Genomic DNA, 20,471 nt, shown 5'->3' with positions numbered 1-20,471 from the left:
GGGCACCGCCGGAGCCGGTATCCCCCTCCCCCTTGTGGGGAGGGGATAGGGGTGGGGGTCAAGAACACAATCATTTCATCAACCCGATTTCTTTCAGTATTTCCTCGATACAACCGTCGAAGGATTCACCGAGCTCGCCTGTGGTCAGGCGCAAGACACGATACCCCTGTCCTGCCAACCATTCATCGCGGCGCCGGTCGCTCATTATCTGGTCGGGCAAGCAATGATGTTCTCCGTCTACCTCGACCACAAGCCCTTTGTCATGGATGACGAAATCGACGACATAGGGTCCGATCGGCGCCTGTTTTCGAACATGAATTCCGTAATACCTACGGAACTCGCGCAACTCCGACCAAAGCTTCTGCTCCCCAGCCGTCATGCGCTTGCGCAACGTCCGGGCTCTGCTGATGGTCGCCGGGTCTATGGCGCTTGGCGCCATCACAATACCCCCACCCTCAATCCCTCCCCACAAGGGGGAGGGAGGCACGTTGCGCCATCACCGCCAGCTTTGCAGCGATGATGGCTATTATTGTTACTGCACGTTGGCGCCGACAACCTTGTCCCAGTTGCCGGTGATGGCCGCCTTCATCTTGTCCTGGTCGTCAAGCGTCGGGAAGATCGCGGCCTCGTAGGCCGCTGCCGGCGGCATCTTGTCCAGCATTTCCTGCGGGATCTTGCCGTTCTTGGCCAGATCGTTGAAGCGGATCGGATGGCAATATCCCTTGAGCCAGCCGAGCTGGCCTTCGTCGGAATAGAGATGCTCCATCCACAGCTTCGCTGCGTTCGGGTGCGGCGCATAGGCGCTGATCGCCTGAACGTAGACGCCGGCGACCACGCCGGTCTTCGGCACGATGACGTCGACCGGCGGATTGCCGTTCAACGTGTCGCGGCCGCCGAGGGCGTTGTAGTCCCAGGTGATCAGGATCGGCGTCTGACCCTGTGCCAGCGTTGCCGACTTGCCGATGACCGGAACGAAATTACCCTTGGCGTTGAGTTCCTTGAAGAAGTCGAGGCCAGCGGTGCCAGCCGCTTCGCCAGGGGCACCACCCTTGGACAGGCCGGCCGCATAGACGCCGAGGATCGCCTGATTGGAAGCGCGGGGATCGCCCGCCAGCGCCACTGAATTCTTGTATTCGTCCTTGAGCAGATCGGCCCAGTCCGCCGGGGCGTTGGGAACCAGGTCCTTGTTCACCTGGAAGGACAGAACGCCGTAATAGTCGCCATACCAATAGCCGTCGGCATCCTTGACGGAGTCGGGGATCGAATCCCAGGTCGAAACCTTGTAGGGCTGGATCAGGCCTTCGGCCTTGGCCTGCGGTCCAAAGGAGAGGCCGACGTCGATGACATCGGGCGCCTGCGGACCCTTGTTGTCCTTGTTGGCCTTGATCGCCTCGATCTCGTCGCCCGAACCCGCATCCGGGTTGAGCTCATTGACGGTGATTTCCGGGTACTTGGCCTTGAACGCTTCGATGACCGCGCCATAACCGCACCAGTCGTGCGGCAGCGCGATGGTGGTGAGCTGGCCCTCGGCCTTCGCCGCAGCAACCAACTCGTCCATGGACTGCGCCGACGAAATAGCCGAAGTCACCAGAAGTGCGGAAGCCGTGAGGGAAAGCACCTTTCCCGTGAATTTGAACATGTGTCTCTCCGTTGAACTGACGCCGATCGGCGCCTGCGAAGCCGTTACCGCTGTCAAATGACAGTCGGATGAAAATGGTATGACACCGACCCGCCCGCGCTGAAAAAGTTAACTACTTTTCTTGGTTACAGGCAAATGTTGGCGCCGCATCCCTTAGTAGATCGGGCGCCATCGACTTGTATGTTCAGTCCGTTCCTCCCCTTCCCTGTTTCCCCTGGTGGTATTTAAGCACGTCCTCCAATAGCCGGCAAAGAAGTTTGACCGCCAAAATGGCGATCAAACCGTTCCGGCGATGGAATTTTCAAGCAAGCCGAGCGCCGCCTTCTTGGTGAGCTTCACCGGGTTGCCGCCGGCGGTGGGATCGACCACCGCCATGTCGGCAATCAGACCTTTGCGCTTCTTGTCCATGTCGAGGCCCTTGATCAGGCCGGGCAGCGCATGCGGCACGTTGAGTTCCTTGCGCAGCTTGATGACCGCCCTGGCGAAACCGTCGAAACCACCCCTGATGCGGCAATAGGCGGCAAGGCGCGCGATGCGTTCCTCGATGGCGTCGCGGTTGAAGGCCAGCACATAGGGCATGAACACCGCATTGGTCATGCCGTGATGGGTGTCGTAGAGCGCACCGATCGGGTGCGACAGCGAATGGATCGCGCCGAGGCCTTTCTGGAAGGCGGCAGCCCCCATTGCGGCAGCGCTCATCATATGGGCGCGGGCGGTCAGGTCCTTGCCGTTGGCATAGGCCCTAGGCAGGTTTTCGAACACCAGCCGGATGCCTTCCACCGCGATGCCGTCGGCCATCGGGTGATAGCCCGGTGCGCAGTAGGCTTCCAGGCAGTGCGCGAAGGCGTCCATGCCGGTGCCGGCGGTGATGAATTGCGGCATGCCGACCGAAAGCTCCGGGTCGGCAATCACGATTGCGGGCAAAAGCTTGGGGTGGAAGATGACCTTCTTGGTGTGGGTCTCTTCATTGGTGACGACGCCGGCGCGGCCAACTTCCGAGCCGGTGCCGGCTGTGGTCGGTACCGCGATGATTGGCGCGATGGCGTCGGAGTTTGCGCGTGTCCACCAGTCACCGACATCCTCGAAATCCCACACCGGACGCGTCTGCCCTGCCTGGAAGGCGATCAGCTTGCCGAGATCGAGCGCCGAGCCGCCGCCGAAGGCGATGACGCCGTCATGCTTGCCTTGTCTGAACGCGGCAATGCCTGCGGTGAGGTTCGATTCCACCGGGTTCGGCTTGACGTCGGAGAAAACGCCGTAGGGCACCTTGGCATCGTCGAGGATTTTCAGCGTCGAGGCGACGACCGGTAGTTTTGCCAGGCCCGGATCGGTGACAAACAGCGGCCGCTTGATGCCGGTGGCGGCGAGCGCGTCAGGCAACTCGGAGATGCGGCCGGCGCCGAAACGGACGGTGGTGGGATAGTTCCATTTGGAGACAAGTTTGGACATGGGGCGTGACAGCCTTCAGATATGTTGAAAAGTCCCCCTCTCCGAGAGGGGGTGGTGGTTCATGGCAAGCCAGCTAGATCACCTCTCTCAGATGATAGCTCTTCGGTCGGGTCAGGTTGTCGTAGCCGATCTGCGAGAGCGCCGCGCCCTTGCCGGTGTCCTTGACGCCGGTCCAGACAAGCGCGGGGTCGAGATAGTCGCAGCGGTTCATGAACACGGTGCCGGTCTCCACGCGGTCGCCGATCGCAACGGCATGTTCGGTGTCGGCGGTCCAGATCGAGGCGGTAAGCCCGTAGGGGCTGTCGTTCATCAAAGCGATCGCCTCCTCGTCGCCCCGCACCTTCATGATGCCGACGATCGGCCCGAAACTTTCCTCGCGCATGACGCTCATCTGGTGATCGACATTGGTGAGCACTTCGGCCGGAAGATAGGGCGAACCTGCTTTATCGCCTTCCGCCTTGGTGTTCATGTGCGCGGTCGCGCCCTTGCGCAGGGCTTCGGCCTTCTGCTCGCGGATGAAATCGGCGAAGCGCGCCTGCGCCATCGGCCCCATTGTGGTTGCCTGCTCCAGCGGGTTGCCGAGCACATAGCCCTTCGTCTCGGCGATGAACCCTTCGACGAAGTCGTCATAGATCTTCTCGTGCACATAGACGCGCTCGATGCCGCAGCAGCACTGGCCGGAATTGAAGAACGCGCCCTCGACGAGGTTGGCGACGGCATGGTCGAGCTTGGCGTCGGGCAGCACGTAGGCTGGGTCCTTGCCGCCGAGTTCCAGCCCCAGCGTCATGAAGGTGCCCGCCGCCGCCTTTTCGATGGCGCGGCCGCCGGCGACCGAGCCGGTGAAGTTGACGTGGTCGATCTTGCCCGAGCCAAGCAGCTTCTCGGTCTGTGCGTGGTTGAGCACCAGGTTCTGGAAGACATGTTTCGGCAGGCCGGCTGCCTCGAAGGCTTTGGCGAAGCGTTCGCCGACCAGAAGCGTCTGGGCGGCGTGCTTGAGGATGACGGTGGAGCCGGCGATCAGCGCCGGCACGATGGTGTTGACGGCGGTGAGGTAGGGATAGTTCCACGGCGCGATCACCATGACTACGCCGAGCGGGTCCTTCTTCACGTAACGGCGGAAGCCGTCCTTCGGGTTGGACGCCGGCACCGGCGCCAGCGCGCGCTCGGCGATCTCAACCATGTATTGGGTGCGTTCCTTGACGCCGCCGAACTCGCCGCCGTAGCGCACGGGACGGCCCATCTGCCAGGCGAGTTCCGGCACGATCTCGTCGCTCATGGCGACGAGCGCCTCCAGCATCTTGAGCATGTAGCTGGCGCGCTCGGCGACCGGCACCTTCGCCCAGTCGGCCTGTGCCGCGCGCGCCCGCTCGACAGCGGCGTTCACTGCCTGATCGGTGGCGACGGGCCGCTCGACATGGATCGAACCGTCGATGGGGGATTTCAGTTTTACCGTTTCCAAAGCCAGGTCTCCAAATATTTAACAGGCAAGTGTGCGCAGATGACCGTCGGCGCCGTAGTCCAGGATAGGGCCGTCGCGCGTCACCAACACCATGTCGAGATGGCGCGCGGATGAGATCAGAATGCGGTCCATCGGATCGCCGTGAATCGCCCCAGGCAGGTTCGAAGAGCCGACCAGTATCTCAGGCGAGACGGCGCTGAGCTGAGCCGTCATCAGCTTCAGGAACCGATTGAAGAATTCAAGCGGGTCGAGCGGGAGCTTCAGGCGGTTCTTCGCGACGCCGACGCCAATCTCCCAGGCAGACATAGGAGACACGTAGAGGCGACCGTCATAGGCGGCCTCGGAAATCTCCGTCTCAGCCTGATCCTCGATCTTCGTCCCGTTCGCAACGAAGAGGAGCGCACAGGTATCCAGCAAAAGGTTCGGCCGTTCGGTCACTTACGGTCGCCTTCGCCAAGATAACCCCGATCCCAGGGCTCGTCGGAGAACGGCTTCGTGACATCGAACCCCTTCTCAAAGGTGATCAACCCCTTCATGAAGCCGAAGCCGGGGTGCCTGCCGACCTTGGAACGCTCCGACGTCTGAATTGCTTCGGGTTTGCTGTTCTTATTCGAAGCAACACTATCCATACCCTTTGAATGTGCGAGCACAATTTCAGGTGGAACGTTTAGAACCGTTGCGATTTTGTCAACCTCAGGAAGCTGCATTCTCCGCTTTCCGCTGAGCGTTCGGGACAGTGCGCCAGGATCCATGTCGAGCTTTTTGGCAACTTCTCGCAGACTCAGCCCCTTCTCGGCCAACCGATCCACAAACCATTGCTTGTCAACGTTGAGAGTCATTGCCGCACCTCCGGTTTCAGCATCACAACATTTCACAACGTTGTCATAATGTCAATACCTCTCAAACCCGCGATGCAGTTCCCAATCCGTAATGCGGCGGTCGTATTCGAACTGCTCCCAGCGGGCGGTGTGGACATAATGTTCGACCACTTCCGCGCCGAACGCTGCCTTCAGCATTTTCGACTTCGCCATCGTGTCGGTGGCTTCGCGCAGGGTTTTCGGGATCTCCGGCAGGCGCGAGGCCTGATAGGCGTCGCCGACGAACGGCTTCTGCAGCTCGAGTTTCTCGTCGATGCCGGCGAGGCCCGCCGCGATCAGCGCCGCAAAGGCGAGATACGGGTTCAGATCGGCGCCGCCGATACGGCATTCCATGCGGATGCCCTTGGTGCCCTCACCGCAGAGCCGGAAGCCGGCGGTACGGTTGTCCTCGCTCCACATGATCTTGGTCGGCGCGAAGGTGCCGGACTGGAAGCGCTTGTAGGAATTGATGTAGGGGGCCAGAAGCCAGGTGAACTCCTTGGCGTATTTGAGCTGGCCGGCCGACCATTGCCGGCCGAGCGTCGACAGCGTCCACTTGGCATTCTTATCGTAGAACAGCGGTGTCTTGCCGTCGGCGCTCCACAACGAATTGTGGATGTGGCTGGAGTTGCCGGCGAGGCCGTAATTGTACTTGGCCATGAAGGAGATTGCCTTGCCTTCGCTGACGGCGATTTCCTTGGCGCCGTTCTTCAGGATGACATGGCGGTCGGCCATCTCGAGCACTTCGGCGTAGCGGACGTTGATCTCTTCCTGGCCCGGCCCCCACTCGCCCTTGGAATTCTCGATCGGGATGCCGGCCGCTTCCATCTCGTTGCGAAGCCGGCGCATCACGCCTTCTTCCTTGGTGGTGATGCCGATCAGGTAATCGCCGATATAGGGCGATGCGGTGCCGAGGTTCTGCCAGTGTTTTTCACGCGCCGAATCATAGGTTTCCGAGAACAGGTAGAATTCCAGCTCGGAGGCGAAGTAGGCGAGATAGCCGCGATCCCGCAGCCGCTTCACCTGCTTCTTCAGGATGGCGCGCGGCGAATGCGGCAGGTCGGCATGGGTATGATGGTCGAGGATATCGCACAGCACCAGCGCCGTTTTTTCGAGCCACGGGATCAGCCGCAGCGTCGCGAGGTCGGGCTTCACGACGAAGTCGCCATAGCCTTTCGACCAGCTGGCCGCCTTGTAGCCGGGGACCGGTTCCATATCGATGTCGTTGGCCAGGAGGTAGTTGCAGCCATGCGTCTCGTCATGCGCGGAATCGACAAAATATTTCGCCAGGAACCGCTTGCCGACGAGCCTGCCCTGCATGTCGACGGCGCAAGCCAGCACCGTGTCGACCTCGCCGGCCGCAACCGCCTTCTTCAACGCATCGAATGAAAAATTTCCAGCCATTCTTTTCTTACTCCGGCGTGATGGGATCTCGTCGTCGTCGACAATCTAAACGCACCGTGGCCGGCGTGACGCCGGCCACGGCAGGGATGAACGGTGGCTCAGCGACCCGTTTCGCCGACCGCCTTCTCGGCGGCTGCGATGATCGCCTTGCGCCTGGCGATTTCCTCACCGATCGGGGGGCCCTGGAAGCGGCGACGCTCGAAGCCGAACCATAGCACCGCCGTGAGGATCAGGAAGCCGATGGTGATCGGCAGCACCTTGTCGTTCGGCGGCTGCACCGCGATGAACAGGATGACCGCCATGCCGATCACCGACAGGACGCAGACGAGCTTGAAAAGGCCGGCGCTCATCGCCCACGGGCCGGGGTTCGGCCATTTCTCGGTTCCATAGGTCATCATGCCCAACACGATCGGGATCGTGAACGACAAGAACAGGAAGACCAGCGTCGAGTTCACGACGATGGTGTAGATGTTGGTGCCGCCGATCGAGACGAATTGCGCCAGAAACACGTACAGGATCTCGAGGATCGCGGCGGTCCAGATTGCCGTTACGGGCGTGCGGTATTGCGGCGAAACCTTCGCCAGCGCGGCCGAGCCTACCGGCATGCCGCCGTCCCGCGAGAAGGCGAACAGCATGCGCGAGGCGGACGTCACGGTCGCCAACCCGCACAGGAATTGTGCGATGAGGATGGCGAAATAGAGCACGGTCTTGATCCCGCTTGGCATGATCGCGTCCATCGTACCGAAGAAGACGCCCCAGCCGGATTTTGCGCCGGCGTCCAAGTCCGGAATGGCCAGTGTGATCGCGCAGAGCATCGCCCAGCCGAACAGCGCCGACCACAACACCGATGAAACAATGGCCGACGGCACGGAATGCGCTGCCTTCATCGTCTCTTCCGACGTGTGGGCAGAGGCGTCATAACCGGTGATCGTGTAGACCGGCAGAAGCAGGCAAAGCAGGAACAGGTAGAGCATGCTGTTCGACTGCGGGAAGACATTGCCGCCGGCTTCGCCCGAATAGTTGGTGAAGGTCCACAGACGCGAAATGTCGATCGCCGGTGCGAACACCAGGCACAGGACGATCAGCACGATCGTCGTGGCGAGGATCAGATAACCGGAAAGGTCGGTCAGCATGGCGGTAAGCCTGATGCCGAAGTGATTGAAGGCCGCCTGGACGATTGTGATGACCGTGACAATGGTAACGATCTCGCCCGCCGTACCGGTAAGACCCATGCCACTGCCGAAGGTGCCGACGAAAAAGAACGCCGTGCCGATGTTGATGGCGCCCATGACAGTGATCAGGCCGAGCAGATTAAGCCAGGCGGTCAGCCAACCGGTAAAGCGGTTGCCGAGGATCGAGGCCCAGTGATAGAGGCCGCCCGCGGTCGGAAACGCCGAGGCGATCTGGGCCATGGCGAGCGCGAAAAAGCCCGACACGATACAGCCTACGATCCAACCGATACCGGCGCCCGCGCCGCCGATGGATGAGGTTGCCTGTGCGAACGAATTGATGCCGCCTGAGAGGATGCAAATGATGGAAAACGAGATCGCGAAATTGGAAAAGCGCGACATGCTTCGCGAAAGTTCCTGGGCATAGCCCATGCCATGGAGGACTTTTACGTCCTCGCTCTTGTCCGTTTCTGTGTATACAGGCGCTGCCATTTTGAGTGTCCCCTTTATTATTGCTGAACGGTGCCTTCGATTGCCTGTCCCACCTTCGACGTCGCCGAGGGCTTCGGTAACGGCTCGGGTTCAAGTTTGGAGAAAATGCCGGTGAGCAGATCCGCCCATTTCCGCTGCCCGATTTCATCGGCTATTTCGTCGTTGCGGATCTCGATCATCGCGCAGGGCAAGCCGCGCGAACGTGCATGCCGCTCCAGCGTAAAATACACGCGATCGGCAGGCGAATAGGGCTGGTTGTCGCCGACCACGATGCCGCCTCGCGCTTCGAGCGCGGCGATCAGCGGGGCCGAGAGGCGGGTGTCGTCGTCATGCAGGATGCCGATATGCCAGGGCCGCGGTACCTGCTTGTAGACCGGCGTGAAGGAATGCACCGAAACCAGCTGGGTTTCGCGTCCGGCGGCAAGCCTTGCGGCGACCACGCCTTCGATCGCGGCATGGAAGGGTTCGTAGGCAAGCGCTATGCGCTCGGCCCGCTCGGCCGGCGACAGTTGTGCATTGCCGGGTATGGGGGTGGTTTCGCTGAGCGGCGAAATCAGGTCCGGCGAGTCGAGCGGCCGGTTGCAGTCGATCACCAGCCGCGAAACCTGCGATTCGACGAGCACCGCGTCGAGTGCGGCAGCCATCAGCCGCGCCACCGGGGCAGCACCCGGATCCCAGGCGATGTGACGCGTTAGTTCGCTGTCATCGAGGCCGAGCGTTCCGAACTGCGCGGGGATGAAATTGGAGGCGTGGTCGCAAACCAGAACAACCGGACTGCGACCCTTGCGGTTCGTCGTCCGGACCGAACTCGACGGATCGTGCGGTGCGAGCCGCTTCTTCTCCATCCCACTGTCCCCATGGCGCTGTAACGTATGTTACGTCTTTTCTGTCTTTGCGCCGTTGCGGATGATTTCATACACCTTATTATCGTTTGTCAAACGCGTTTTCGGCCAACGCCGGCGCGTAGGTGAAAAACAAGGGGGAAACCGGCCTGCGCCGTCATCCTCCGGCACAGGGGGCAGGAATGGGCAGCAACATCGCCGAGCTGATCGCCGACAGGATCGACAGCATGCCGGCCGGCGAGCGGCGCGCCGCTCAGACGCTGGTCGCCAACTATCCGCTGGTCGGGCTGAAGACGGTCGCCGACTTCTCGGCGCAGGCCGGTGTCAGCTCGCCGACCATCCTGCGCTTCGTCGCCCGTCTCGGCTTCCAGAACTATCCGGAGTTCCAGTCCGTGCTGAAGGACGAACTCGCGGCCCAGCTGCAGTCTCCCGCCTCGCGCACGGTTTCACCTGCGCCGCTGCCCCGCGGCATCTCGCCCGCACTCGAGGCGACGCTCGAAAACATCCGCGAAACCTTCCGGCACATTTCGGACAAGCAACTGGCGGACATCGCGACGCTGCTCTCCAACCAGCGCGCCAAAACCTTCCTGGTGGGTGGCCGCTTCACCGACCCGATCGCCCGCTACACGGCGGCCCACCTCGCCATCATCAGGCCCAACGTGTTTCATCTCACCGGCCAGGAAAGCAACTGGCGCGACCGCCTGATCGACATGGGCAAGCGCGACGTTCTCGTCATTTTCGACATTCGCCGCTATCAGGAGAGCTTGATCCGTTTCGCCGAGAAGGCCAACACGCGCGGCGTTCAGATCGTGCTTTTCACCGACCAGTGGCTGTCGCCGATTGCCCGTTTCGCCCGCCATGTCATCGCCGGGCGCACCGCCGTGCCGTCGGCCTGGGATTCGTCCGCGGCGCTGTTCGTCGCAGCCGAGACGCTGATCGGCGAAATCACCCGGCAGCTCGAAACCGACAGCGCCAAGCGGATAAGGGAGATGGAGAACCTGCGGTAATCGCAGGGGAAGGAAGCAGGGGTTTCAAACCTGCCGGGCGATGGCGCCTATAACATTGACGACAAGGCGCGCGGCGGTCTGGGCCGACAGGCCGTCAACGTCGGCGGGGGGAAAGAGCTCGACAAGGTCGAACCCGACGATCCTGCCCCGCCTGCTGACACCTGCGATCAGGTCGATGACCTGCGTGTAGGTGAGGCCGCCGGGCGTACGCGCCGCCACACCCGGCATAATGCCGGGATCAACTCCGTCGCAATCGAGGGTGACTACAACCCGCGCGCCTTCCGGAACATGCCGCAGAGCGGCTTCAACGCCCTGAGAGTGAACCTCGCGGGCGGTCACGAAGCGGCTGCCGTAGTGCCGCGCCGCTTCGATTTCGGCGAGACGCGCGCTGCCGACGCTGCGCAGGCCGACCTGCACCATGCCGGCGACATGCGCCATCTCGCTCGCCCGGCGCATCGGGCTCGAATAGCCGTGGCGTTCGCCATGCACCTCGTCGCGCCAGTCGATATGAGCGTCGATCTGCAGGATCCAGACCGGCCCGTGATCCGCAAAGCCAGCGAGGAAGGGAATGACCACCGAATCGTCGCCGCCGAGCAGGATCGGCACGGCCGGCAATGTCAGGATTTCGCGCGTCTTCGTCTCGATACGGGTCCGGTTGCCTGCATTGTCATGCATGGTGGTCGGGATGTCGCCGACGTCGATGCAGGATACAGGCTTGCTGTCGAACAGCGGGCCGCCGAGATCGAAGTCCCAGTGCTCGACGAGCCCGGCATCGAATTGGCTGGCGGCGCGGATCGCGTCGGCGGCCAGGGTATAGCCGGTGCTGTCCTGGCCGGGATAGGTACTGGCGTGGCCGGCTCCGAAGATCACCGCACATGGCACGCGGCCATCGGCGAGGCGATCGGGAAAGCCGAGAAACGGAGGCGAGGCGGTCATTTCTTGATGGCCCTATTAACGCGCAACCACGATCGTATCGACGCGAGCTGGACAAAGGCAAGGTAATTGGCAGCGATCTCGTCGCGGCGCGTCGCGATCCGCCGACATTGTTTGATATTGTTGTTTGATATTGTTGAAGAACCGTTCGACCAGGTTGCGCGGTGAACCGGCAGGCAAGCTCGAATGTCTCGATGTAGTGAATAACGACATTGGTCAAACGTTGCCGTATCAGCCGTCAATAAAACGGCACGAAAGAAAGCGGTTTACTAGTGCTGGTGAGGTCTGTTTCTTTTCAGAACAAGCAATACTATGATCCCTTGGGGGCCAGGCCAACAATGGACCGCAAGCTTTCCGCGATTCTAGCCGCAGATGTAGTGGGCTATTCGGCTCAGATGGAGCGCGACGAGGCCGGTACCTTCGAGCGTCTTCGTGCCGGACGCAGGGAACTGTTCGAACCTGAAATTGCCCGCCACCACGGACATATCTTCAAGCTCATGGGCGATGGGATGCTGGCCGAATTCGGCAGCGTCGTCGATGGCGTCGAATGTGCAGTGTCGCTGCAGCGCGGCCTATCCGAACGCAACGCCTCGCTTTCCGAAGCAGAACAGATCCTGGTGCGGATCGGCATCAACCTCGGCGAGGTGATCGTCGATGGCGACGACCGGTATGGCGATGGAGTCAACATCGCCGCCAGGCTTCAGCAACTGGCGGAACCTGGCGGCATCTGCGTGTCGGGAAAAGTTGCCAAGGAGGTGGAGAGGAAACTGGCGTTCGCCTTCGAGCCGATGGGTGAGCAGAGGGTCAAGAACATCGCCGAACCGGTTCAGGCCTATCGCGTGGTGCTTGATTCCCGTGCGGAGCGCCTGACCTCCAAGGCGCGCCAGCCGCGCGCCTGGCGTTTTCCGGTCGCGGCGGCTGTCCTCGTCCTGGCCCTCGGCCTTGTCGCGGCATGGTGGCAGCCTTGGGAGAGACCTGCACAACCTGCCGCCCCTGCTGCCAGCGAGGCGGTGGATGTCCGGCCGTCTCTCGTTGTGCTGCCGTTTGACAATCTCAGCGACGACGCGGAACAGGAGTATCTCGCCAACGGCTTTACCGAGGATCTGACGACCGAGCTGGCGCGCGTGCCCGGCCTTTTCGTCGTCTCCCGCAACGCGGCCTTCGCCTACAAGGACAAGGCAACGAAGCCGGAGGAAATTGCCAAGGCATTGGGCGTGCGGTACCTGCTCGAAGGCTCGATCCGCCGGGTCGGAGACGACATGCGCATCAACGCGCAGCTGATCGACGGCTCGACGTCCGGACACCTGTGGGCCGAGCGTTTCGACGGCCAGTGGACGGATGTGTTCGCGCTGCAGGACAAGGTCGTGGGCAGTATTGCCGGGGCGCTCAAGCTTCGCCTCTTCAGCGGCGAGGTGCCAGCCCGCGCCGGAGGCACGAGCAATCCGGAAGCATATGATGCCTATCTGAAGGCGCTGGATATCTACAATCGCGAGAACACGCCCGATGAGTTTGCCCAGGCGGTAGAACACCTCAAGCGCGCAGTTAAGATCGATCCGGATTTCGGCGCGGCGCATGCCCAACTGGCCTGGGCCTACTGGGACGCGGATACCACCCGGGCCGTGGTGATGGGACTTTCGATAGACGAGGCTTACAGCAAGGTCCACGAAACGCTCGATACCGCGTCGCGGCATCCTTCGACGGGCTATTACCAACTCGTCGCCGAGTTGATGGTCCGAGAGCACAACTCAGACGAAGCTGTCACCGTTCTTCTGAAATCAGTGGCGCTCGACCCCAGCGATCCCTGGAATTATCTCACCCTCGCCAATGCCTTGAATTTCAACGGCAGGCCTAAGGAAGCGCTGAGCTACCTCGATGCGGCTGCTCGCGTCGACCCGCACTCCTGGGTGAACTACCGGCGCTATCAGGCGGGGCTGGCGGAGTTCGGCCAGGAAAAGTTCGACGACGCGGTTCGCACCATCGAGAGCATGGACTTTGAATCGCCCGAGCCTTGGGCGAAATTCTATGCTCTGCAGATACTTGTCTCGGCTTATGCTCATTTGGGGCGCACCGAGCAAGCAGCTTCAGCCCTGGAAAAGTTCAAAAAGGTTCTCGCACAAAGACAGGACCAGGAGCCGAACCAGTTGATCCCTCAAGACTTCATGGTATTCAAGAACACGGCCGATACCGAACGCCTCCTGGCCGGCCTCACCAAGGCAGGCGTGCCGGATCTGCCTGCATTTGCAAATGCGGGCATGAACCCGAAGGACAGACTCACGGGGGAGGAAATTAGATCTCTCCTTTTCGGCCATGAAACGCGTGGAAAAATGGTATTCCCCAAGTTCTTGCCGATGCAGCGCACAATTTCGGCGGACGGCACGCTCGATCAAACCCTAGGAAGCGAGAAACACTCCGGAACAGCTTGGGTGCAAGGCAGCTTCCTGTGCAAATCCTTCCCGGGCGAGTTGACAAGCTGCGGGGCGATCTTCCGCAATCCGATGAGGACGCCGGGTCAACATGACGAATACAAGGCGGTGCACCGCTGGACCCAGTACGAATTTTCGGTCGTCAAGTAAGCTTCCAGAATGCTCTCACCGGCCGGTCGATGCGCCGGTGAAAACCGCCAATTGTGCATCGAAAGCACGCTTGAAGGCCGGACGCGCTTCGCCGCGCGCGACATAGGCGGAGAGGTTCGGATACTCCTCCAGTATCCTTGATCCGTAGAGCCTGCGCAGCACCATCACCATCATCAGGTCGCCGGCGCTGAACGCGCCGTCGAGCCAGTCGGCATCGCCAAGCCGACGGGAAAGTTCGTCCAGCCGGCCACGGATGCGATCCTTGAGGATAGGCAGGCGCTCCTCGTACCAGGGCTTGTCGCGTTCCGCATACGGCGCCTGTTCGAGCTCGACGATTGGCGGCTCCACCGTGTTAAGCGCGGCAAACATCCATGCGATGGCGCGCGCCCGGGCATTCGCATCGTCTGGCAACAGGCCCGCATGGCGCTCAGCGATGTGGAACACGATCGCCCCCGACTCGAACAGCGCGAGATCGCCTTCTTCATAGGTCGGAATCTGTCCGAAAGGTTGAAGCGCACGATGCGCAGGTTTCTTCATCTCGCGGAACGAAACAAGCCGAACCTCGTAAGGCTGGCCCACTTCCTCGAGCGCCCAGCGAACACGCATGTCGCGCGCCTGCCCCTTGCCGCGGTCGGGCGACCGTTCGAAGGCTGTGATGGTGGGGGTCATCGGAAGGCCCCGCGTGATTGCATGACGCTGCCTGGGATGAGGTGCGTGATTGCGACGAACTTTCTCATGGCTAGGTGTCCGGTTGTTGCGCTTTTCATCCAGAAGGACGAACGACCAGCGCTGCTCCCGACAACTTACGTCGTTTTCTCTGGACATGGGATTTCGCGATCCGGCCTTCCGCGCGGCCGTTACCGGCGAAGGACCAGAAATCCTTCAGTCGTGCTTCCAGACTAGTCCAGCGAACGATCGGTGCGGCGTCGATCGTGAGCGTTCTTTCTTTCGGGCGCCTGCAACCTCTCGTCCCACTCTGGGGGCCGATAGCGCATACGGGCCTCGCGCGGTTGAAAGGTCACGATGCGAACTACGTCCGCGAAGATGTCCTCGAAGTCCGACATGGCTCGTCTCCTTGCTGGAGAGATTAGGCCTCCACTGGTCACGCGCTTCAAACGAGTTTAGCGTCCAGTTCGGATAACGCAGGGTTATGTCCATGAAGCGCGGACGTCTGCCGTTGACGGCGATGCGAAGCTTTGAGGTCGCTGGCCGCCTGCTGAGCTTCAGCCGCGCCGCGGAAGAACTGTTCGTGTCGCAGGCCGCGATCAGCAGGCAGATCCGCGAATTGGAAGCCTTCATCGGCAAGCCGCTGTTCGAACGCCTGCATCGGGGGGTCGTTCTGACCGAAGCAGGCCGGTTTCTCTTGGAACCGTTGACCGCCAGCTTCGACGATCTCGATCGGCGGCTATCGCAGATCATCGCCGAGCCGGCCCAGGCCGAGCTTCGGATCAGCGTCGAACCATCATTTGCAGCCGGATGGCTGGTTCCGCGCCTCCACCGGTTCCGTGAGCAGCACCCTGACGTCGATATAGCGGTCGAGGCGGACGTGCGGCTGGTGGAATTCCGAACCCACGAGGCAGAACTGGCAATTCGCTTTGGAGCGGTAGCGCGAACCTGGCGGCGGACCGAGGCACGGCACCTCTTCGACTGCCGGACAACACCTGTCCTCGCCCCGGGCTTGCTCGCATCCGGTCCGCCGCTTGGCTCACCCGTGGACCTGCGCCACTACACGCTGCTGCACGAGTATGACCGGAAATACTGGGCAACGTGGTTCCAGGCGGCCGGACTGCCGGACTTCGCGTCGCAGAAGGGCCCCGTTTATCCTGTCGCGGCGCAAGCCATTCACGCCGCGAAGCTCGGCCACGGTGTCGCGCTTTGCGATCTTGTCCTGGACGGCGAGGATATTCGGCTTGGAACCCTGGTACGCCCCTTCGAGATTGAAGTGCCCGATGGGGCCTATTGGCTGGTGGCGCCGGATTTCCGACGCCTCAGCCGACCGGCAAAGGCTTTTGCGGATTGGATCGTGCAGGAGTTGGCGAGCGCAACGGAGCAGCGTAGCTGACAAGCTTGTCATTTCGCTGCCATGGGCATGCGGTGCTGGATCGGACCACCAGGCCGCCCGCCACCCCCTTTAAGCGGGCTGATCACGTTACGGAGATTTAATGTTAAAGTAAGTGCGCACGGCCGGGAGAATTGTCATAAAGGCCGTATAGGGACTGCCGGTGCTTGACACCGGGTTTGCGTTTTGCCTCGTCCGCAAACCGGACCGAAACGTTTCTTTGACCCGGAGTACTGAATGTCTGCCTGGAAACAGATCGCTCTTTCGATTGCCATTGTGCTGGCCGCATTCGTCGGATGGGCATCGTTCTTTCCGGGCGCTCAGGAAATTCTCGCCCGCTGGGGCATCGATTGGGCCTATGCGGCGACGCCGGCGGCCGACGGCAACACGACGCAGAGCACCCGGCAAGGCCAGGGCCGCGGCATCCAGCCCACCATCGTGGTGACCGCCCCGGTCGGCTCCGCCACGATCAACGACCGCCTGCAGGCGATCGGCACCGGCCGCGCCAACGCCACCGTTACGGTCAATCCCTACACATCAGGCCGCCTCACGGAATTTCTGGTGCAGTCCGGCGCGCGCGTCGAAAAAGGCCAGGTTCTTGCCAGGCTCGATTCGGATACGGAAGAAATCGCGCTGGAACGCGCCAAGATTGCCCGCGACGATGCCGCGGCCAAGGTCGAGCGCTTCCGCGCGCTGCGGGCATCCTCCACCGCAACAGCCGTGCAGCTGACAGAAGCGGAACTTGCGCTGCGCAACGCCGACCTGTCGATCCACGACGCGCAGGTCGCGCTGGAACGCCGTTCGATCATCGCGCCGATCGCCGGGGTCGTCGGCATCCTGCCCATCGAGGCCGGCAACTATGTCACCAGCCAGTCGGCGGTCGCCACCATCGACGACCGTTCCTCGATCCTTGTCGATTTCTGGGCGCCCGAACGTTTCGCTTCGGCGGTCAAGATCGGCACGGAGTTGCAGGCACGCTCGCTGGCCAACCCGAACGAAGCCTTCACCGGCTCGATTTCGGCGGTCGACAACCGCATCGACGCCAAGAGCCGCACGCTCTGGGTGCAGGCGAAGATCGCCAATCCAGCCGATTCGCTGCGCGCCGGCATGTCGTTTCAGGTGACAATGCGGTTTCCCGGCGACACCTACCCCGCCGTCAGCCCGCTGGCGATCCAGTGGGGCGCCGACGGCGCCTTCATCTGGGCGGTCGAAGACGGCAAGGCCAAGCGCGTTCCCGTGCGCATCGTCCAGCGCAACACCGAAGACGTGCTGGTGGACGCACCGATCACCAGCGGCGACATCGTGGTGACCGAGGGCGTGCAGAGCGTGCGCGAGGGCAGCGATGTCCGCATCGCCGGCAGCGAGGCGCCGCAAGGCCCCGAAACCGGCGGATCGTGACGGGCCTCCCATGACCGAATTCAACGGCAAAAGCAGCGAGACCGGCCTGACGGCGCTGTTCATACGCCGGCCGGTGCTGGCCTTCGTGCTCAACGTTCTGATCGCGGTCGCCGGCCTTGCCGCCTTCTACGGTGTCGAGATCCGCGAACTGCCCGATGTCGACCGCGCCGTCATCACCGTCAATACCGACTTTCAAGGCGCCGCGGCCGAAACCGTCGACCGCGAACTGACCGACACCATCGAGGGCGCGGTCGCCCGCGTGTCCGGCGTCAAGTCGATCTCCTCCAGTTCGTCCTTCGGGCGCAGCCGCGTCACCATCGAGTTCAACGACGGCGTCGACCTGAATGTTGCCGCTTCCGATGTGCGCGACGCGGTCGGCCGCGTCACCGCACAGCTTCCCGAGGAGGCAGACCCGCCGCGCATCGTCAAGGCTGACGCCAATTCCGATCCCGTGATGCGGCTTGCCGTGACCTCGACAACCATGCCGATCGAGGATCTGACCGTATTCGTGGAAGACCAGGTCGACGACACGCTGGCAGCGGTGCCGGGGGTGGCAGACGTCCAGATCTACGGCAACCGCGAGAAGATATTCCGGATCGACGTCAACCAGGGCAAGCTGGCCAGCCATGGCCTCACCGTCGCTGACTTGCGCCGGGCGCTGGCCTCGGTGGCCTTCGACAGCCCGGCCGGATCGATCACCACCAGCGATCAGGATCTCATCGTGCGCACCACCGCCGATGTGACGACGCCGGAAGAATTCGAAAACATCATCATTTCCGGCACCACCTACATTCGCGATGTGGCCACGGTGACGCTCGGCCCCGACATCGGCCAGACCTCGCTGCGCTCCGACGGAAAGATCGGCATCGGCATCGGCATCGTGCGGGCCGCCGAGTCCAACACGCTCGACATTTCCGAAGGCGTCAGGGCAGCGGTCACCAAGATCCAGCAAGGCATGCCGGAAGGCATGACCATCAAGGTGACCAGCGACGATGCGGTGTTCGTCGAGGGCGCCGTCCACGAGGTGGAGATCGCAATCGGCCTCTCGGTCACCATCGTGCTGATCGTCATCTACGTCTTCCTGCTCGACTGGCGCGCCACCCTCATCCCGGCGCTTGCCATGCCGGTGGCGATGATCGGCACTGTCGCGGCGATCTACCTGGTGGGCTTTTCCGTCAACATCCTCACGCTGCTGGCGCTGGTGCTGGCCACGGGCCTGGTGGTCGACGACGCCATCGTGGTGCTGGAAAACATCGTGCGGCGGCGCAACGAGGGCATGGGCCCCCGCGCCGCGGCCGTGCTCGGTGCGGAGGAAGTCTTTTTCGCCGTCGTTGCCACGACAGCGACGCTGGTCGCAGTGTTCGTGCCGATTTCCTTCCTGCCCGGACAGACCGGCGGGCTGTTTCGCGAATTCGGCTTCGTGCTCGCCATGGCGGTGCTTTTGTCCTGCGTGGTGGCGCTGACCTTGTGCCCAATGCTCGCATCCCGCATGCTGACGGACGCCTCGCTCCACCATGAGGGCCAGGGCGGCATCGGCTCAAGGATCGGCGGCGCGCTCGGCCGCCTGTACCGGCGCTGCCTGCATGCCTGCCTCGACGCGCCGGTGATCGTCGTTTTGGTCGCCGTACTGTTTGCAGGCACCGCCTTCGCGCTCTTCGGTACGATCAGGCAGGAACTGACGCCAACGGAAGACCGCTCCGTCGTGCTTTTGCGCATCAACGCGCCGCAGGGCGTCAGCCTAGACTACACCACGCAGCAGATGCGCCGCATCGAGGAACTGATCCGGCCGCTGCGCGATTCCGGCGAGATCGAAAGCACGTTCGAAAACGCCGGCAACAACGGCTCCTACAATTCCGGCTTCATGGTGGTGACGCTGGCGCCATGGGACAAGCGCGAGCGCAGCCAGCAGGAGATCACCGCCGAGATAACCCGGCTCGTCCGGCAGGTGCCGAGCGTGCGCGTCTTCCCGATCCAGCCCAACAGCCTGGGCATCCGCGGCGCCGGCAACGGCCTGCAGTTTGCGCTGGTCGGCAACGACCGCAAGGCGCTGAGCGACGCGGCGCTGAAGATCATCGACCAGATGCAGGACGATCCGCGCTTCCTTCAGCCACGCCTGTCGGTCGATCCGACGCAGCCGCAGCTTGCCGTGGAGATCGACAGGGCCCGCGCCTCCGACCTCGGCATCGACATCACCGGGCTTGCCGCCACCATGCAGGCCATGCTGGACGGCAACGACATCGGCGATGTCTATATCGCCGACCGCGCCTACGGCGTGAAGCTGGTTTCCACCAGCAACCCGATCAACGATCCGACCGACCTCGAAAACGTCTTCATCAAGACGGGCGACGGCCGCTACGTGCCGATGTCGACGATCGCCAAACTGACCGAGCGCGCGGTGCCGCCCTCGCTGACACGCGAGCAGCAGCAGCCGTCGGTGGCCATCACCTCGACCCTGCGGGAAGATTTCGCGCTTGGCGACGCGATGTCGGCCGCCGAAACGATCGCCACGCCGCTCCTGCCACCCGGCGCCCGAATCGTGCCGCTCGCCGAAGCGGCGACGCTGGGCGAAACCAACAGCGGCATGATCGCCATCTTCGGCTTCGCGCTGGTCATCATCCTCCTGGTGCTCGCCGCGCAGTTCGAGAGCTTCGTCAGCGCGATCATCATCATGGCGACCGTGCCGCTCGGCCTGGCCTGCGCGATCTTCGCCCTGATCCTGACCGGCACCAGCCTGAACGCCTACAGCCAGATCGGCCTGGTGCTTCTTGTCGGCGTCATGGCCAAGAACGGCATCCTGATCGTCGAGTTCGCCAACCAGTTGCGCGACCGCGGTTTCGGAGTCCGGCAGGCCATCGAGGAAGCCTCCAACATACGCCTGCGTCCGGTGATGATGACGATGATCTGCACGGTGCTGGGTGGCCTGCCGCTGGTGCTGGCCTCGGGCGCCGGCGCGGAAGCCCGCATCGCGCTCGGCTGGGTGATCGTCGGCGGTCTCGGCCTCGCCACCGTCTCGACGCTTTTCCTGACGCCGGTCGCCTACCTGCTGCTCGGCCGCTTCATCACGCCGAAGATCGAGGAGCAGGCGCGGCTGAAGCGCGAACTGGAAGAGGCCGCCTATACCAAGGTGGAGCCGGCCGAATAAAGCACTCGGGCCACTATCCGTTGACGGGGCGCCGAGCGAAGCGATGCT

17 protein-coding genes are annotated in these 20,471 nt (G+C 62.5%); 5 read left to right on the top strand and 12 right to left on the bottom strand.

The annotated features are described in order from the left end of the window. Nucleotides 1–70: 70 nt before the first annotated feature. The 9 genes from F3H98_RS14015 to F3H98_RS13975 all read right to left on the bottom strand — a co-directional run bounded on the left by F3H98_RS14015 (nt 71) and on the right by F3H98_RS13975 (nt 9,314). Nucleotides 71–439: an endonuclease domain-containing protein gene (locus F3H98_RS14015; RefSeq protein ID WP_149760766.1), complete on the bottom strand. Its 369-nt coding sequence runs from the start codon at nt 437–439 to the stop codon at nt 71–73. A 93-nt stretch (nt 440–532) separates the two neighbouring features. Further along, on the bottom strand, nt 533–1,639 hold the full coding sequence (locus F3H98_RS14010; RefSeq protein ID WP_149760765.1) for an ABC transporter substrate-binding protein: 1,107 nt from the start codon (nt 1,637–1,639) through the stop codon (nt 533–535). Between the two features lie 276 nt (nt 1,640–1,915). Beyond that, complete coding sequence (locus F3H98_RS14005) at nt 1,916–3,088, bottom strand: iron-containing alcohol dehydrogenase (RefSeq protein WP_149760764.1); 1,173 nt, start codon at nt 3,086–3,088, stop codon at nt 1,916–1,918. 73 nt (nt 3,089–3,161) lie between these two features. Continuing rightward, on the bottom strand, nt 3,162–4,547 hold the full coding sequence (locus F3H98_RS14000) for an aldehyde dehydrogenase family protein (RefSeq protein ID WP_149760763.1): 1,386 nt from the start codon (nt 4,545–4,547) through the stop codon (nt 3,162–3,164). Between the two features lie 18 nt (nt 4,548–4,565). After that, on the bottom strand, nt 4,566–4,985 hold the full coding sequence (locus tag F3H98_RS13995; protein ID WP_149760762.1) for a type II toxin-antitoxin system VapC family toxin: 420 nt from the start codon (nt 4,983–4,985) through the stop codon (nt 4,566–4,568). After that, a complete protein-coding gene (locus F3H98_RS13990; protein WP_149760761.1) occupies nt 4,982–5,386 on the bottom strand; it encodes a helix-turn-helix domain-containing protein in 405 nt (134 codons plus the stop codon). The genes F3H98_RS13995 and F3H98_RS13990 overlap by 4 nt, the downstream gene beginning before the upstream one ends. Before the next feature lie 51 nt (nt 5,387–5,437). Continuing rightward, nucleotides 5,438–6,808, bottom strand: coding sequence for a glutamine synthetase family protein (locus F3H98_RS13985; protein WP_149760760.1), 1,371 nt, complete (start codon nt 6,806–6,808; stop codon nt 5,438–5,440). A gap of 98 nt (nt 6,809–6,906) precedes the next feature. Then, nucleotides 6,907–8,469 carry an amino acid permease gene (locus F3H98_RS13980; RefSeq protein ID WP_149760759.1) on the bottom strand — a complete coding sequence of 521 codons (1,563 nt, stop codon included), beginning with the start codon at nt 8,467–8,469 and terminating at the stop codon, nt 6,907–6,909. Nucleotides 8,470–8,486: 17 nt separating this feature from the next. Then, on the bottom strand, nt 8,487–9,314 hold the full coding sequence (locus F3H98_RS13975; RefSeq protein WP_149760758.1) for an N-formylglutamate amidohydrolase: 828 nt from the start codon (nt 9,312–9,314) through the stop codon (nt 8,487–8,489). Nucleotides 9,315–9,493: 179 nt separating this feature from the next. Here F3H98_RS13975 and F3H98_RS13970 point away from each other — a divergent pair, with 179 nt between their 5' ends. Further along, nucleotides 9,494–10,318, top strand: a complete 825-nt coding sequence (locus F3H98_RS13970; protein ID WP_149760757.1) for a MurR/RpiR family transcriptional regulator — start codon at nt 9,494–9,496, stop codon at nt 10,316–10,318. 24 nt (nt 10,319–10,342) lie between these two features. On the opposite strand, the gene F3H98_RS13965 is transcribed toward F3H98_RS13970, so the two are convergent. Continuing rightward, the gene (locus F3H98_RS13965; RefSeq protein WP_149760756.1) at nt 10,343–11,254 is read right to left on the bottom strand and encodes an agmatinase; all 912 of its coding nucleotides are present in this window, start codon (nt 11,252–11,254) and stop codon (nt 10,343–10,345) included. Nucleotides 11,255–11,589: 335 nt separating this feature from the next. Here F3H98_RS13965 and F3H98_RS13955 point away from each other — a divergent pair, with 335 nt between their 5' ends. Continuing rightward, nucleotides 11,590–13,824: an adenylate/guanylate cyclase domain-containing protein gene (locus tag F3H98_RS13955; protein WP_149760755.1), complete on the top strand. Its 2,235-nt coding sequence runs from the start codon at nt 11,590–11,592 to the stop codon at nt 13,822–13,824. A 15-nt stretch (nt 13,825–13,839) separates the two neighbouring features. Here F3H98_RS13955 and F3H98_RS13950 read toward each other — a convergent pair whose 3' ends face one another. Beyond that, on the bottom strand, nt 13,840–14,493 hold the full coding sequence (locus F3H98_RS13950; protein WP_149760754.1) for a glutathione S-transferase family protein: 654 nt from the start codon (nt 14,491–14,493) through the stop codon (nt 13,840–13,842). Nucleotides 14,494–14,723: 230 nt separating this feature from the next. Then, nucleotides 14,724–14,888 (bottom strand): hypothetical protein, encoded by a 165-nt coding sequence (locus F3H98_RS31080; RefSeq protein WP_188130423.1) that lies wholly within the window; start codon nt 14,886–14,888, stop codon nt 14,724–14,726. Nucleotides 14,889–14,974: 86 nt separating this feature from the next. On the opposite strand from F3H98_RS31080, the gene F3H98_RS13945 reads away from it, so the two are divergent. The 3 genes from F3H98_RS13945 to F3H98_RS13935 all read left to right on the top strand — a co-directional run bounded on the left by F3H98_RS13945 (nt 14,975) and on the right by F3H98_RS13935 (nt 20,423). Continuing rightward, a complete protein-coding gene (locus tag F3H98_RS13945) occupies nt 14,975–15,886 on the top strand; it encodes a LysR substrate-binding domain-containing protein (protein WP_342211611.1) in 912 nt (303 codons plus the stop codon). A gap of 234 nt (nt 15,887–16,120) precedes the next feature. Continuing rightward, a complete protein-coding gene (locus tag F3H98_RS13940; RefSeq protein WP_149760753.1) occupies nt 16,121–17,281 on the top strand; it encodes an efflux RND transporter periplasmic adaptor subunit in 1,161 nt (386 codons plus the stop codon). Nucleotides 17,282–17,291: 10 nt separating this feature from the next. Then, nucleotides 17,292–20,423 (top strand): efflux RND transporter permease subunit, encoded by a 3,132-nt coding sequence (locus F3H98_RS13935; RefSeq protein ID WP_149760752.1) that lies wholly within the window; start codon nt 17,292–17,294, stop codon nt 20,421–20,423. Nucleotides 20,424–20,471: the final 48 nt, after the last annotated feature.

This window comes from Neomesorhizobium albiziae, assembly GCF_900114255.1.
Taxonomy (GTDB): domain Bacteria; phylum Pseudomonadota; class Alphaproteobacteria; order Rhizobiales; family Rhizobiaceae; genus Neomesorhizobium; species Neomesorhizobium albiziae.
This window is presented reverse-complemented; position numbering and strand designations above follow the sequence as displayed.